Source organism: Pseudomonas sp. LABIM340 (assembly GCF_040017195.2).
GTDB lineage: Bacteria > Pseudomonadota > Gammaproteobacteria > Pseudomonadales > Pseudomonadaceae > Pseudomonas.
The window spans coordinates 5,564,481-5,579,636 of record NZ_CM200227.1 but is presented as its reverse complement, the minus strand read 5'-3'; the positions used below and the strand labels follow the sequence as shown (position 1 = coordinate 5,579,636).

13 protein-coding genes are annotated in these 15,156 nt (G+C 66.3%); 10 read left to right on the top strand and 3 right to left on the bottom strand.

Translation table 11 applies throughout. The annotated features are described in order from the left end of the window. Positions 1–77: 77 nt before the first annotated feature. From mksF to mksB, 3 genes are read right to left on the bottom strand one after another with little or no spacing between them, the layout of a single operon-like run. Complete coding sequence (gene mksF / locus ABKS89_RS25710) at positions 78–2,924, bottom strand: Mks condensin complex protein MksF (RefSeq protein WP_348587579.1); 2,847 nt, start codon at positions 2,922–2,924, stop codon at positions 78–80. Then, a complete protein-coding gene (mksE, locus tag ABKS89_RS25705) occupies positions 2,921–3,679 on the bottom strand; it encodes an Mks condensin complex protein MksE (protein ID WP_348587577.1) in 759 nt (252 codons plus the stop codon). Before mksE ends, mksF begins: the two co-directional genes overlap by 4 nt. Further along, the gene (gene mksB, locus ABKS89_RS25700) at positions 3,669–4,946 is read right to left on the bottom strand and encodes an Mks condensin complex protein MksB (protein WP_138215877.1); all 1,278 of its coding nucleotides are present in this window, start codon (positions 4,944–4,946) and stop codon (positions 3,669–3,671) included. The genes mksE and mksB overlap by 11 nt, the downstream gene beginning before the upstream one ends. Positions 4,947–5,163: 217 nt before the next feature. On the opposite strand from mksB, the gene ABKS89_RS25695 reads away from it, so the two are divergent. The 10 genes from ABKS89_RS25695 to ABKS89_RS25650 all read left to right on the top strand — a co-directional run bounded on the left by ABKS89_RS25695 (position 5,164) and on the right by ABKS89_RS25650 (position 15,145). Further along, positions 5,164–5,769 carry a hypothetical protein gene (locus ABKS89_RS25695; protein ID WP_138215878.1) on the top strand — a complete coding sequence of 202 codons (606 nt, stop codon included), beginning with the start codon at positions 5,164–5,166 and terminating at the stop codon, positions 5,767–5,769. A 236-nt stretch (positions 5,770–6,005) separates the two neighbouring features. Beyond that, on the top strand, positions 6,006–7,088 hold the full coding sequence (locus tag ABKS89_RS25690; protein WP_138215879.1) for a hypothetical protein: 1,083 nt from the start codon (positions 6,006–6,008) through the stop codon (positions 7,086–7,088). Position 7,089: 1 nt separating this feature from the next. Next, entirely contained in the window at positions 7,090–8,670 is a 1,581-nt protein-coding gene (locus ABKS89_RS25685) for a hypothetical protein (protein WP_348587576.1), read from the top strand. 18 nt (positions 8,671–8,688) lie between these two features. Next, on the top strand, positions 8,689–9,204 hold the full coding sequence (locus ABKS89_RS25680) for a DUF6160 family protein (RefSeq protein WP_138215881.1): 516 nt from the start codon (positions 8,689–8,691) through the stop codon (positions 9,202–9,204). A 115-nt stretch (positions 9,205–9,319) separates the two neighbouring features. Then, positions 9,320–10,153 (top strand): energy transducer TonB, encoded by an 834-nt coding sequence (locus ABKS89_RS25675; RefSeq protein WP_138215882.1) that lies wholly within the window; start codon positions 9,320–9,322, stop codon positions 10,151–10,153. Continuing rightward, entirely contained in the window at positions 10,150–10,602 is a 453-nt protein-coding gene (gene rimI, locus ABKS89_RS25670) for a ribosomal protein S18-alanine N-acetyltransferase (RefSeq protein ID WP_348587575.1), read from the top strand. The genes ABKS89_RS25675 and rimI overlap by 4 nt, the downstream gene beginning before the upstream one ends. Positions 10,603–10,830: 228 nt before the next feature. Next, positions 10,831–12,219: a flavin monoamine oxidase family protein gene (locus ABKS89_RS25665; protein WP_348587574.1), complete on the top strand. Its 1,389-nt coding sequence runs from the start codon at positions 10,831–10,833 to the stop codon at positions 12,217–12,219. Further along, positions 12,194–13,438: a C69 family dipeptidase gene (locus ABKS89_RS25660; RefSeq protein WP_348587573.1), complete on the top strand. Its 1,245-nt coding sequence runs from the start codon at positions 12,194–12,196 to the stop codon at positions 13,436–13,438. Before ABKS89_RS25665 ends, ABKS89_RS25660 begins: the two co-directional genes overlap by 26 nt. 64 nt (positions 13,439–13,502) lie before the next feature. Next, on the top strand, positions 13,503–14,147 hold the full coding sequence (gene can, locus ABKS89_RS25655; protein ID WP_081516408.1) for a carbonate dehydratase: 645 nt from the start codon (positions 13,503–13,505) through the stop codon (positions 14,145–14,147). Beyond that, positions 14,144–15,145, top strand: coding sequence for an isocitrate/isopropylmalate dehydrogenase family protein (locus ABKS89_RS25650; protein WP_348587571.1), 1,002 nt, complete (start codon positions 14,144–14,146; stop codon positions 15,143–15,145). The genes can and ABKS89_RS25650 overlap by 4 nt, the downstream gene beginning before the upstream one ends. Positions 15,146–15,156: the final 11 nt, after the last annotated feature.

Below are 15,156 nucleotides of genomic sequence, written 5' to 3'. Positions count from 1 at the left end.
GCAAGCTCCACCCATCCTACAAATAGCCCACAAGAAAAAGCCCCGCATTGCGGGGCTTTTTTCGACGCTGCAAAGCATCACGCCGGCTCGGCGCTCGCCTCCACGTCGTTGCGCGCAGCCTTCTCGTCCCCATTATCGAGAGTTCGACGGCGGATGTACTTCCAGTCCGCCTCGTCGATGTAGATACCGTTGGGGCCGCTTCCGCCTTCCAGGTCGATGGCCACCTGGGCCGACACCTGCGGCTTCACGCTCGCCAGGATTGGCACGAAGCCCAGCTGCAGGCTGGTCTCCAGCAGCGCCGACTGGTTGCGTTCGTCGATGTCCGCCGCCTCGTCGAGGTAGTAGGGCAGGCGGATGCGACCAGCCTGCTCGCGGTCCATCAGGTGCAGCAACAGGTACATGTTGGTCAGCGCCTTGATGGTCATGGTGGTGCCGTTGGATGCAGCGCCGTCGATGTCGGTGTGCATGATCGGCTGGCCGCCCATCTTGGTGATCTCGAACGCCAGCTCGAACAGGTCTTTCAGGCCCAGCTGGTTGTTGTTCGCCGCCACCAGGCGCGACAGGTAGTCCTTGGCTTCCTCGTTCTTCGCATCTTGCTCGGCGCTCTGGGTCAGGTCGAAGACCGAGAGGTTCTCGCCTTCTTCGTACTGGCCGGCGCTGTGGATGATCTGGTCGATGTGCTTGAGCGCGTCCTTGTTCGGCGCCAGCACGATGCGGAAGCTCTGCAGGTTCGACACCTGGCGCTTGTTGATCTCGCGGTTGAACAGCGCCAGCTGGTGCTCCAGGTTGTCGTAGTCGCTGCGGATATTGCGCAGGGTACGGGCGATGTCGGTGACCGCCGCTCGTCTGGCCTTCGCTAGAGTGAGGGCTTCGTCGGTGCGGTGCGCGTAGGCGTTGATCAGCAGTTGCAGGCGACGCTCCGGATCATCCTCGCTGTCGAACTTGGCGACGCCCTTCAGGCGCACCTGGGCGTACAGCGCCTCGATCTGACCATCCACGCGCTGCAGCGACTGCCAGGTGTCCTGGTAGTCGTTGAGCAGCGGCAGCAGGTTGTCCATGGAGTCGTCGACCGGGTCCATGAACGGGATGCCGAAGGGCAGGTTGGCCGGCAGCAGCTGGCGGCGGCGCAGGGCGTCGTCGAGGGTGCGCTGCTTGGCTTCCATGTCGGCCAGTTGGCGGCCGATCAGCTGCAGCTTGGCGGAGAGCTGCTGGACGCGTTCGGTGAAGGCGTCGGCGGAGCGCTTGAGTTCGTCCTGGGTGGCTTCCAGCTGGGCGAGCTGTTCCAGCTTGCCCGGCTCTTCGGCGTTCAGGGTCTGGCTGCGGCGGAAGTCTTCCAGCGCTTTCTGCGCGTCGAGTACGTCCTGGTAGAACTTGTCCGCTTGAGCCTTGCTGGCGTTGCGGTCGGCGGCCACGGCCTGCTGGGTCTTGAGCTGCTTGAGCTCCTTCTCCAGGCGTTCCTTCTGGTCGCGCAGGGCGGCGCGGTCGGCCAGGGCCTGCAGGGCCGGCGGCTCGATGGTGGAGAGGTCGATGGTCAGGCCGGGCACTTCGAAGCGTTCGCCCTTGAAGGCATCGAGGATCTTCTCGACGCTGCCGACCCACTGGCCGGCCTCGTCGAGGTCGACGCCCTTGTCGCCCAGCGGCAGGCTGAACAGCGCACCGTTGAACAGGCGCATCAGGCGCTCCACGTCCTGCTGGGAGAACTCCTCGCGCAGGCGGGCGTAGCTGTTGTTGTCGGCATGTTCGAGCTGCTGGCGGACGCCTTTGAGGCGCTTCTCCAGGTCGCGCATGCGCTCTTCCAGGTCTTCGCTGGAGAACTGCCGGGAGTGCGCCAGGGCGCCGGCCAGTTCGTCGTGGGCGTCCTTGGCGGCGAGCAGTTGCTGCTCCAGCACCTTGACGTCCTCGACCAGCGCGAAGCGGTTCTTCAGCACGGCCAGTTCGCCCATCCAGCGCTGGATTTCGCTGATCTCGCGCTCCAGGCGCATCAGTTCGGCGGTGCTGCCGCGCTGTTCGTTCTGCAGGCCGTCCTGCTCGCGGCGGTAGTGTTCGGACTGGATGACCAGCTCTTCCTTGCGGGCGCCGGAGTAGTCTTCCCAGGTGCCGAGCAGGTTATCCAGCAGCGGCGAGAGGCGGTGCATCTTGCCGCGCAGCAGTTCGCGCTGCTGCACGCCGTTGGCCAGGGCCTCGACCAGCGGGCCGGCGGCGACCAGGGCCTGGTAGTCGCCCTCCATGCGGCGCACGTCGCGGAAGGCTTCCTCGCAGGCGGCGATGTAGTCGACGCTGCCCGAGCGCAGGCTGTGCTCGAAGGCGTCGAGGAACAACTGCTTGAGCTTGGCGGCGGTGATCTCGCGCATGTGCAGCAGGTTGATGAACAGCGAACGGAAGGTCTTCAGGCTCTGTTCACTGGTGGAGCGCAGCGGGATCAGGGTCAGGTCCAGCGGGATCGAGGTGTGGCCGCCAACCAGCAGGCGACGCAGCTCGTCGGGCTTGACCTCGTAGGACTTGATGCCCTCGCGCTCGAGGTTGGCGTACAGCTCGCGCAGGCGCAGGCAGGTGCCGTTCTTCTGGTAGTGCTCCAGGTCCAGCTCGCCCTGATAGGCGAAGAACTGGTGGCCGAAGCCGCCGCCCGGACCGCGGCCGCCGACGCCGATCACGTGGCGACCGTTGGGCAGGTCCAGCTCGACCAGGATGTAGCTGGTGTCGGTGGCGAAGTAGAACTTGCGCGAGGCTTCCAGGCTGTACTTGCCGAAGCTCATGTCGGACATGCGCGCGAGGATCGGGAACTGCAGCGCGTTGATCGACGCCGACTTGCCGAGGTTGTTCGCGCCGTAGACCGACAGCGGCTGTTCCAGCGGGAAGATGCCGAGGCTGTAGCCGGCGGTGTTGAGCAGGGCGAAGCGGCGGATGCCGTAGCGTTCCTGGGTCATGCCTGGGGCTCCATGTCGGCTTGTTCTTCAGCGATGGCGCGGGCGAGGGCGTCTTCTTCGCTTTCTTCTTCAATAGCCGCTTCGACGGCCTCGACGGGGGCGCTGATGGCAACGATCTCTTCGTCGGCAGCGGCGGTATAGCTTTCGAGGATCACCACCGGCTCGTCGTCTTCTTCCATCAGCACGGGAGCGGTGAACTGCATTTCGCTGGCGTGAAGGTTGGCGGCCAGGTCGCGGTCCTGCTGGACCGACAGGCAGACGTCGAGGAAGCGGTGGATCGGCGGCAGGAAGCGGTACACGCCGTTGTCCTCGGCGGCGAAGCCGAGCTGGGTGAGGCGGCGCATGACCTTCTCTTCCAGTTCTTCCTGAGTGGTCACCTCGGCCTGCAGGAACAGGTCGCGGTACTTCTCCAGCAGCGGCGGTAGCTCGTCGCGGCCGATGCTGCCGCCATCGAGGACGGCCAGCGGGTCGCGGCCCTGGTCGGCGAGGTGCTCGACGAGGATGAAGGTGAACAGCGCCAGGCGCTGGGCGGTCTTGTTCACCTGGGCGCCGACCTGTTCGGGCACGAAGTAGTAGAAGCCGCGGGTATCGCAGACCAGTTCGTAGCCCAGGCTGCGGAACAGCGCGCGGTAGGCGTCCTGCTGGTTGGACAGCTGGCTGTACAGCTCCGGGTCGCGGCGGCTGATGTGGAAGCCCTTGAACAGCTCGCGGAAGATCGGCGCGAGCTGGGTCATTTCGGTGAGATTAATCTGCATGCGATTCGCTCTTGCTGTCCTTGCCAGCGGTCGGGCCGGCGATCAGGGCGAAGGAGCACAGGCTGACGCTGTGCTGGAGAGTGTCGTATTGGCGGCGATCGAGGCGGTCGCGCTGGAAGCGGGCATCGCGCGACAGGCGCGAGAACCAGTAGAGCAGCTCGTCGGTGGCGCCTTCGGGCTCCTGCTCCAGCAGCCAGTTCATCAGATCCGGCAGCGGCAGCGCGGCCTGGCAGCGGTCGAGCATTTCCCGGGCGGTGCGCGGCGAGCGCTGCGGGCCGTCGCTCTTGCGATTGCCGCTGGCCTTGGGGAAGTGCGCCGGCTTGGGCTGGAAGCTGGCGAGGGCGAAGACGTAGCTCTCGACCTGGGAGGCGGTGCCGAGGAAGTTGCTTTGCGGCCGGGTGAACATCGGCAGGGCGGCTTGTGGCACGGCGTCGATGCCCTTGCGGCGGATGACCGACAGCGCCAGCGCGGCGCCACGGGTGATCGCGTTGTGCCGGCGGGCCTCTTCACGCAGTGGCAGCAGCAGTTCGCGGGCGCGGCGCAGGGTGAGCTGGGCAGTGGTCTGCATTTCCAGGATGCGCGCGTGGGTGCGCAGCAGCTGGTCGTCGTCAACCAGCTGGCCGAGGCGCGCCTGCTCGCTGAGCAGGCGCAGCAGCACTTGCTCCACGCGGTGCACGCCCTGTTCGAAGGCGCCGTCGGCGGAGACCAGCTGGATCATCGGCTCGACGTATTCGTCCCAGGTCGCCAGGACTTCCGCGTAGCGCTGGCGCAGCGGAATCTGCCGGTCCTGGGTCTTGGCCCGCTCGGCCACGGCGACCAGCGCCTGCTCATCGTTGGCAAGCTTCTTCAGTACGTCGCGCACGCGCATGTCGAGCAGACGCAGCTGGCGGGCCAGGTCGTTGCCGTCGCGTGCTTCGAAAGCTTCGCGGATGTAGCCGGCCAGACGCTCAAGGTGGCGCAGGTAGGCTTCGATCTCCAGGCACAGGCCCAGGCGGTGTTCCTGGCGCAGGTAGGCGAGGAAGTCGTGGATCTGCGCGTTCAGCTCGAAGCGGTTGGGGCTCTTGGCTACCGGGACGAGGATGTCCAGGCGGACCCACTGGTCGAGCAGGGCGGTGATGTCCACCGGAGTGCTGTCGGGCAACTGGCTGGTGAGCTGGATGCGCAGCTCCACCAGGCTCAGGGTGCCGGCGTCGAAGCGCTCGCACAGCGGTTCGAGCAGCACCCAGTGTTCGGCGAGGGCGCGTAGTACGCGTCGTGGGTCGATCATCGGCTTGGTTGGGCCCGGAATGAACAAAGGGGGCGATTGTACTGCAAAGGCCTACCCCTGGCCGACAGGGTGACGAAACGCGTCAGTTTGCGACTGCACCATCAGCGCCCGTGTGACGCATCTCACGGAAAATGGGGCCTAAATGGCTGAATTTTCTGGCAAGTTTTTTGCCAAAGTCCTTACCAGAGACCTAGATATCAGAGTCTGATTTACGCCGATGACCTACGACGCCGCACTCGCCAAAGCCCGTTGGGCCGAACTGGAACGCCAGGACGACCTCGACTGGGACCTGGATGCGATCACCGATCGCAACGAAGCCATCGCCTTCCTGCAGCGCTTCGAGAATCGCTTGTGCATCTACTCGTCGTATGTCGAGAAGCTCTACAGCAACTACAGCTTCGTGATCCCGGAGAGCCAGGAAGGCGGCATCACCATTCTCCCGGACGAGCAAGCCTGGTTCGACACCTTCCACGACATCCCCGGCGACGCGGTGGAGCCCACCGGTATCCATATCCTGCCTGGCGAGACCATGGGCTACAGCGGCCTTTACCTGAAAATCCCCGGCGAGCACCGGCTGGTGGCCTCGCGGGAGTTGCCCTTCCAGGACGGCCTCAAGCTGCTGATCAACCGTTACCGCATGCGGGGGGATATCTTCCTGCCGGTACTGGTGAAAGGCGACCTGCGCGAGTACGAGGCGCGCATGCCCTCGCTGCACCTGCATCGCCTGAACATCGCCAAGCTGCAGGCCCATTCGCGACTGAACCTCGACGCCATCAAGGGTGCGATCGCCGAGCACCTGATCGGCCTGTTCCGCCACCAGTGAGCCGCCGATTGCCCGAAGCTGTCACCCTGGTGTGACGATGGGTAACAACCAGACCCGGACTTTCCTTTCCTCGTCTATCGTTCGGAGCGATTTACTCGACTATGGGTCGGCCCGCCGTGGCGGGTGAATTCCTATAGTGGCATCACGGCGCCGAGTCTCGACCTGTTCGCTGACCCGATACGCCCGACGAATAACAACAGGCGCCCGCGAACAGGGAGCCAGGAAAGGAGAGTGCCATGCGTCAGTCCTCCGGTCCGCTCATGCGTGCCCTAGCCTTGCTCTGCGGCGGCCTGCTGGCCTTTTCCGCCCAGGCGCGCATGCAGTCGATGGACGATGAAGAGCTGTCCGCCATCTCCGGCCAGGGCGCGATGCTCACCGTCGACGCTTCCACCTACCAGAACTACCAGTACACCCGGCTCAACTTCGGTGCTGACGTCAGCCTGCTGACCAACATCGACCAGTTGAGCCTGGGCAACTACAGCCGCACCGGTTCGACCACCGTTTCCGGCCAGCCGGCGGACATCCTGATCAACAACTTCGCCCTGGGCCGGGTGGACAACGCCAACACCCCGGACGCCAAGGTGGTGCCCTTTCAGATCCAGGACCCGTACGTCGAGTTCGCTTTCCAGACCAACAATGGCGTGCGCCAGCTGGTCGGTGCGCGCGTCGGCTTCGGCAAGGCGCAGGGCGATCTCTCCGGCGACATCCTGTCGATCACCGGCAACCTGCAGGGGCAGATCTACGGCCCGGCCTCCATCGCCTACGACTACTACACCCGCAATGGCTGCCCGAACATCATCAACTGCCTGGCGCTGGCCGTGGCCGGCGATACCCCGGTGTACGCCGACGTGGTGCTGCTCAAGTCCGGTACCGGCGAGGCCACCATCAACGGCCAGCCGATCAACCGCGCCGAGCAGATCGGTATCGCCAAGGGCGACTCGCTGCATTCTGACGCCGGCGGCCTGATCGCATCGCTGATCCCGACCCTGTCGACCACCAGCAACTGCCAGGCGCTGGGCCTGACGACCTGCTTCGACCTGACCAACTACAAGACCATCTACATCGGCAAGCCGGGCTCCACAGACATCAACACCGGCGCCCAGGGCATCTTCTTCTCCCTGCAGAATCAGAACGTGCCCTGGCAGGACCTCGCCAACGCCGGCAACTTCGTCAATACCCAGTCCGGCGCCTTCGCCAACTTCCCGAAGGTGGGCAGCGGCGCGGACGCGGTGTACCCGATCCTGATCAACCTCTACGACGCCCTGCGCGGCCTGCCCCGGCAGTCCACCTGCATGGGCTCGCAAGCGTCGGGCTGCTGACATGAGCTGGCGCGCAGCGGTAGCTGCCTGTCTCGCCGGTTGCCTGGTCAGTCTGCCGGCGCTGGGCATGAAGGCCCTGGATGACGATCAACTGGAAGAGGTCAGCGGCGCGGGCCTGGGTTTCTTCATCGATGGCTTCAGCTACGACCAGGCCACCGCCACTTCGAAGATCACCGGGGTGAAGAACAGCGCCAACCAGGATGTGCAGGTGGATATCACTGGCGCCTATATAAAAGGCGCCGGCAGCCAGCGCGGCACCCTCGACACCAAGGCCTACCTCGGCACACCCATGCACCCCTTCACCCTCGGCCCGGTGAAGTACAAGGCGGGGCTGAACATCCCGGCCAACCAGGAAGCGCTGCAACTGATGACGCCGACCTGGACCGACCCGATCAACGACACCCACAAGTTCGGCCTCTGGTCCTACTACCAGGGCTGCCTGTATGGCGACGCCGGTTGCACCAACCCGGCCCAGGCGACCAACAAGATCAACACCGAGCTGAGCGCCCTGAAGACCCAGCGCGACACGCTGCTGACCACCTATTCGAACAACATGGTGACGCTCAAGAGCGGCATCGATGCCGACATGGTCGTGGTCAACCAGCGCAAGGCGACAGTGGATGCCGCGCAGGTGGTGCAGAAGAACAACTACAGCACCATGCAGAGCACCTTCAATGTGGCTCCGGCTCGGGTTTGCGATACCGTCCTGGGCATTGCCTGTACCAACAAGCCGGACTTCGGCGAGAAGTACAGTTGCGGCGGCATCGTCGGTTGCAGCAGCAACTCGGGGGTGAAGGCCTACAACGACTCGGTGGACAGGTACGCCAGCAGCACCACCGACCTCACCAAGGCACAGCAGGACCTCAGCGCCTCCTGGTCGGTCAGTCGCAACGGCGTCACCCTGAGCCAGCGCGCCAGCGACTACGACAAGTTCGTCCAGCTCTGCGGCTCGCAAGGCGGCAGCGCCACTACCTGCGTCAGCGGCACCATCACCCGCACTGAGAAGAACGTCTCCACGGTGCAACTGGTGGCCAACGCCATGCAGAGCTCTTCCGGCACACGCATCCAGGGCCTGGATATCGGCATCGCCACCAAGTTCACCCTGCCCAGCACCGCCTACAACAGCAACGGTAGCGCGGGCGCCACCACCACCCGCACCGACTTCTTCTCCATCGCCCTGGAGAACTTCACCCTCAACGGCTCGTACCTCAACCTGTGGGGCGACGCCGCTGGGCTGAAGGCCTCCATGAGCCTGCAGATGTACGCCGACAAGCTGATCATCGCCGGCTGTGAGAACTGCGCCGACACCAACAAGGTGGTGGCCAAGAACGTCTACTTCGACCTCAACCTGGGCGACGCCAACTACCAGCCGGCGACGCTCTCGGTGGCCAGCAACGGCGACCTGGTGCTCAGCGCGCCGGGCGTCACCTGGGCCAATCACGACGCCTTCTACCAGAACGTGCAGAAGAGCAATATCAGCATTGGCAACCTGAACATCAGCGGCACCGACGTCGGTTCCCAGGCCATTCGCGGCCTGCGCATCGACTACCTGAACGTCCGCACCGTGAACCTGCCGCGCTAGCGCATGAGGAGACTCGCCGTGAAAACCGCACGCCTTTCGAGCCGACTCCTGGCCCCCCTGTTGCTGCTGGCTGCCGCGACCGTCCACGGCGAGATGCGCGGCCTGGACGACAGCGAAATGGCCGACGTCAGCGGCCAGGACGGTGTCAGCCTGAGCGTCAACTTCAACCTCGCCGCCAACACCGCCGATACCCGCTGCACCGGCGGCTGCGGCGCGCGCCTGGCGATCCAGCCACTCAACAGCACCGGCTACATCGTGCTGGACAACATCAAGGGCACCTTCAGCTTCGACGGCATGTCCATCGACATGGTGACCATCAACAACGGCTTCAACGGCGACGGCGCGCTGTTCAACCGTCAGGCCATGAAGGTCGGCCTGACCAACGCCAGCGCCAGCAACCTGCAGTTCACCCTGGGCGGCGCCAACCAGGGCAAGGTGTCCGGCAGCGGTCTGCAGCAGACCAACCTGCTCACCTACCAGGCCACCGGCGCGGTCAAGCTCACCGGCAACGTCTACGTCTTCGGCACTCCGTAAGCGAAACGTACAGGCTCTCCGCCCGCCGGCCTTTCCCCCCGGCGCGTTTCACGCGACAATCCCGCCTCGTCGTGTCGGCCTGCCCATGCAGGCACCACCCACAGGTAAACGCCCCTTGATCGAAGAAGCCCGTCGCCGCGCCTACCTTGGCGCCATGCAGGTCGCCAGCTGGCTGCCGCGCGTGGTGCTGCCGTTCGCTGCACCGTCGCGCCCGGAGCTGCTGGAAACCCCCGCGCCCATCGTCGCCGAGCCCATGGCTGCTGCGCCCGCCGCGGCTGCACGCGAGGCTGCCGCTCCGGTTGCTGCACCCGCGCCTGCGCCGGTCATGGCCGGCGAGCCCGGCTCGATTGCCGCGCGCCTGCTGCCCAAGGTCGGTGCCCAGGCCAAGCCGGCCGCGCCGGTCAAAGCCGAAGAGGCGACCGAGGCGGAAGCCGAGCCGGCCGTCCGCGCGCCAGTCGCCCCGCCGCCGCGTTTCGCCCTGCAATTGCTGCGCGCCGGCGAATGTACCCTGCTGGTCGAACTGCCTACCGGCGAGCCGCTGGCCAGCCGTGACCCGGCCTACCTGCTGCTCAAAGACCTGCTGCGCGCCGCCGGCCTGCCGGACAGCCCGCAACTGATGGGCGAGCCGGTACGCTGGCCGCTGTTCTCCCGCGGCAACATGGACCAGGGCCCGCAAGCCGCCCGCGAGTTCGTCCAGGGTTTCGTCGCCGCGCGGCTGGAGGAGGGTGCCCCGTGCTCCTGCCTGTGGCTGGTCGGCATGCCTGCCGTGCGCTTCGCCGGCGAAGGCGATGAAGAATCCCTGCTGCGCGAGCTGCAGGTCGAAGGCCTGGGCGTTGCCTGGGCGCTGCCGGGCCTCGAGCGCCTGGCCGAAGAACCCACTTTGAAAGCCGACCTCTGGCGCGCCATGCGCCGGGTGCGGCAACGCTGGATGAGTCAGACCCCTGCATGAGCGACGCTGTTTCCTTCCGCACGATGACCGAGGCGGACCTCGATGCCGTACTCAAGATCGAATACGCCGCCTTCAGCCACCCCTGGACGCGCGGCACCTTCGCGGACGGCCTGAAGAGCTACGAATGCTGGGTGATGTTCGAAGGCAGCCAGCAGGTCGGCCACGGCGTGATCCAGCTGATCCTCGATGAAGCGCACCTGCTCAACATCACGGTCAAACCGGAAAGCCAGGGCCGTGGCCTTGGGCTGGCGCTGCTGGAACACCTGATGAAGCGTGCGCATGAGAAGGGCGGGGTGGAGTGCTTCCTTGAAGTGCGCGCCTCCAACGGTCCGGCCTACCGCCTCTACGAGCGCTATGGTTTCAACGAAATCGGCCGCCGCCGCGATTACTACCCGGCTGTAGGCGGTCGTGAAGACGCGCTGGTGATGGCCTGCACGCTGGTCGATTGATCTCGCTACGATTCCAGATCGGCACGAACCTGTAGGAGCGGGCCATGCCCGCGATCGCGCGCATGGCGCGCTCCTACAGGTCTACTCCACGCGTTCGGCAAGGCGTCGGAATCTGCCGCCTCGATTCCCCCGCAATTATTGAGAAATTTCCTGCCGATCGGGTTTTTCCGAGGGCGATTCCTGGCTTACCCTTAAGACCAATAACAACAAGAACATAAGGTCGCAAACATGAATCGCAGTGATGTGATCGTGGTGGGCGCCGGTATTTCGGGGCTGACCGCGGCCTGGCGTCTGGCGCAAGCCGGGCGGCGGGTGAAAGTGATCGAGGCCAACAAGCGCGTCGGTGGGCGCACCCTCAACCATCGCTTCGCCAGCGGCGAAGTGGTCGAAGTGGGCGGCCAGTGGGTCGGCCCGACCCAGGAGCGTATCCTCTCCCTGCTGGCCGAGCTCGGCCTGTCGACCTTTCCGCAATGGAACCAGGGCGACAACCTCACCCTCTTCGGCGGCCGGCTCAGGCCGTATCGCGGCACCATCCCGAAGTTTCCTCCCCACGTCCTGCTCGATGTCCTTCAGGCCCATGTCCGCCTGGACCGCATGGCACGGGAGATCCCGCTGGGCGATCCCAGCCTGCACCCCAAGGCGCCCCAGTGGGACAGCCTCACCTTCGCCGAATGGCTGCGGCGCAACGTGCGCACCGCCACCGGGCGCAAGGTCTTCGAGCTGATGTGCGGCGCCGTGTTCGCCGCCAGCCCCCATGACCTCTCGTTCCTTCATGTCCTCTTCTATATCCATGGCGGCACCAACCTCGACACCGTGCTCGGCGTCGAAGGCGGCGCCCAGCAGGACCGCATCCTCGGCGGTTCCCAGCGGATCAGCGAAACCCTGGCCGAGCGAGTTGGCGACGTCCATACCGGCGAACCCGTGCGCGCCGTGCGCCAGGACGGCAGCCGCGTCGAACTGGTGACCGACCGCGGCACGCACCAGGCCAGCCATGTCATCTTCGCCATCCCGCCAACGCAACTGCTGCGCATCACCCAGGAACCGCTGTTGCCCAGCTGGCGCGACCAACTGTTGCAACGCCTGCCGCAGGGCGCGGTGATCAAGTGCATGGCGCTCTACGACAAACCCTTCTGGCGCGACAAGGGCCTCTCCGGCCAGGCCACCAGCGAAACCGGGCCGGTGCGCCTGACCTTCGACAACAGCGTCCCTGACTCCGGACGCGGCGTACTGCTGGGCTTCATCGAAGGCGACGAGGCGCGGCAATGGAACGCCCGGCCCGCAGGCGACCGCCGTGGCCAGGTGCTGGACTGCTTCGCCCGTTACTTCGGCGAACAGGCGCTGCAGCCGGTGGATTACGTGGACAAGTCCTGGGCCGAGGAACCCTTCGCCCGGGGCTGCTATGCCGCCCTGTTCCCGCCGGGACTGTGGAGCAGCGGCGCGGCGCGCCTACGCGAACCCTACGGGCGTTTGCACTTCGCCGGCACAGAAACGGCGACGCGCTGGATGGGCTATTTCGACGGGGCCGTGGAGGCCGGGGAGCGCGCCGCGCGGGAAGTGCTCGGCGCACGGGAAGATCACGGGGAGGAAGATTATGTGCGACACCTTGGTATTGCGTAGCGGCGGGGCCACCTGGTTCGCCAAGAACAGCGACCGCGAACCCGCCGAAGCGCAACGCCTGATCCGCCTGCCCGCCGTCAGCGGCGACAGCGCGGCCACGGTGCGCACCAGCTACCTGCAGATCCCCCAGACCGCCAACCGCCACGGCGTCATCCTCAGTCAGCCGGCCTGGCTGTGGGGCGCCGAAATGGGCGTCAACGACAAGGGCGTGGCCATCGGCAACGAAGCCGTGTTCACCCGGCTGACCCAGCGTGACGGTGAGGCGCTGCTCGGCATGGACCTGCTGCGCCTGGGCCTGGAGCGCGGCGGCAGCGCCCGCGAGGCCCTGGCAGTGATCACCGAACTGCTGGAACGCCACGGCCAGGGCGGCCCGGCCGGCTATCGCAACAAGCGCATGCGCTACGACAACAGCTACCTGATCGCCGACCGCGACGAAGCCTGGGTGCTGGAAACCGCCGGGCGCCTGTGGGCGGCGAAGAAGGTCGAGCGCTGGGCCATCTCCAATGCCCTGAGCCTCGGCCACGAATACGACCTCGCCAGCCCCAACCTGGAAACCCAGGCGCGTCGCTTCGGCTGCTGGAACGGCCGTGGCGACTTCCATTTCGCCCGCGCCTTCGATGGCCGCGTGCTGCCCTGGGTGGCTGGCGCCCACCAGCGCCGCCAGCTCAACGAAGACTTCCTCGCCCACTGCCCGGCCCAGGTCGACTGGCTGGCGCTGGTGGTCGCCCTGCGCAGCCATGGTCACCGCGGGCACCACTTCAACCTGCACGACAACCGGCAGATCTGCCTGCATGCCGGCAGCTTCTGGCGCCCTTCGCAGACCACCGCCAGCCTCATCGCCCGGCTCGACGGCGACTCTCCGCGCCTTGCCGCGACGGCGACTTCCGCCCCCTGCCTGTCGATGTTCCAGCCGTTGGGCTTCGACGAGCGCGCCGGGGAGGGGCTGCTCAGTCGCGAGACCGACGCCATTGAGGATTCTCTCTGGTGGCGCTTCGAGACCGTGCACCAGCGCGCCCTGGCCGATCCCGGCTTCGCCGACGCCCTTCGAGCCGGCCACGGCTGGCTGGAAACCGAGTTGCTCGCTGCCCTGGATCGGCGCACGCTGGACTGGCCGCGCCTTGCCGCCGAAGGCCAGGCCTGGCACGACGCCTGGCACCAGCTGGCGCTGCAGCAGGCGCCGCGTCCGCCGCGCTGGTGGCGGTTGAACGCCGTGCGCTGATGCGGCTTGTCAGCCACGCCCGCGCTGCGTAAGGTGCCGCCAGCCAAATGATGAGGAGCCGGACATGAGCGATCTGCAGGAACTGTTCGACAACAACGCCCGCTGGGCCGAAGCCATCAAGCAGGAAGACCCCGACTTCTTCGCCAAACTGGCCCGCCAGCAGACCCCCGAATACCTGTGGATCGGCTGCTCCGATGCACGCGTACCGTCCAACCAGATCGTCGGCCTGCTGCCCGGCGACCTGTTCGTCCACCGCAACGTCGCCAACGTCGTGCTGCACACTGACCTCAACTGCCTGTCGGTCATCCAGTTCGCCGTCGACGTACTCAAGGTCAAGCACATCCTGGTCACCGGCCACTACGGCTGCGGTGGCGTGCGCGCCGCACTGCACCACAGCCAGCTCGGCCTGATCGACGGCTGGCTGCGCACCATCCGCGACCTCGCCTACGAATACCGCGACCACCTCGCCCAGTTCGAGAAGGAAGAAGAGCGCGTCGACCGCCTCTGCGAGCTCAATGTCATCCAGCAGGTCGCCAACGTCAGCCACACCAGCATCGTCCAGAACGCCTGGCACCGCGGCCAGAAGATCTCCGTGCACGGCTGCATCTACGGCATCAAGGACGGCATCTGGAAGGACCTCAACGTCACCGTCAGCGGCCTCGATCAACTGCCGCCGCAATACCGCCTGCGCCCGCTCGGCCAGTCTTGAGCCGACGCCTTTGCGTCATCCCCGGTGACGGCATCGGCCGCGAGGTCGTGCCCGTCGCCGTGGAGGTGCTGCAGCGCCTGCTGCCCGACCTGCAGGTAGAAGAAGCCGAAGCCGGCTGGGACTGCTTCCAGCGCCACGGCACCTCCGTTCCCGACGCCACCTACGAACGCCTGCGCGCCTGCGGAGCCGGGCTGTTCGGCGCGGTTTCCTCGCCCAGTCACAAGGTCGAGGGGTACCGCAGCGCCATCCTCAGCCTGCGCCAGACGCTGGCGCTGAACCTCAACCTGCGGCCCGTGCGCTCGCGCCCGGTGGTCTCGCCCCGCGCCGGCATCGACCTGCTGGTCCTTCGGGAAAACAGCGAAGGCCTCTACAGCGGCCGCGAACACTGGGAAACCGAAGGCGTCGCCATCGCCGAGCGAGTCATCAGCCGCGACGCCTGTGAGCGCCTCGCCGCCGGCGCCGCCGAACTCGCCCGCCTGCGTCACGCCCGGCGCATCACCCTCGTGCACAAGGCCAACGTCCTGCCGCTCACCTGCGGCCTGTTCCGCGACACCTGCCGCGACCTGCTGGCCGAAGACGGCTGGAGCGACGTGCTCGACGAACGCCTGGTCGACGTCGCCGCCCTGCAACTGGTCGAGCGCCCGGAAGCCTTCGACCTGATCGTCACCACCAACCTCTTCGGCGACATCCTCTCCGACCTCGCCAGCCACTGGGGCGGCGGCCTGGGGCTGGCGCCCTCGCTCAACCTCGGCACCGGCATCGCCCTGGCCGAACCTGTCCACGGCAGCGCCCCCGACATCGCCGGCTCCGGCCGCGCCAACCCGCTGGCCGCCATCCTCAGCGCTGGCATGCTGCTGCGGCATTACTGGCAAGTGCCGGAACTGGCCGACCGGCTCGATGGAGCGGTGGACGCATTCCTGCGGGAGGAGGGCAGTGTGGACTTCGGGGGCGAGACGACGCGGGTGATCGGAAAGGGCGTGCTGGAGCGCCTGGGCTAACCCGACACCCG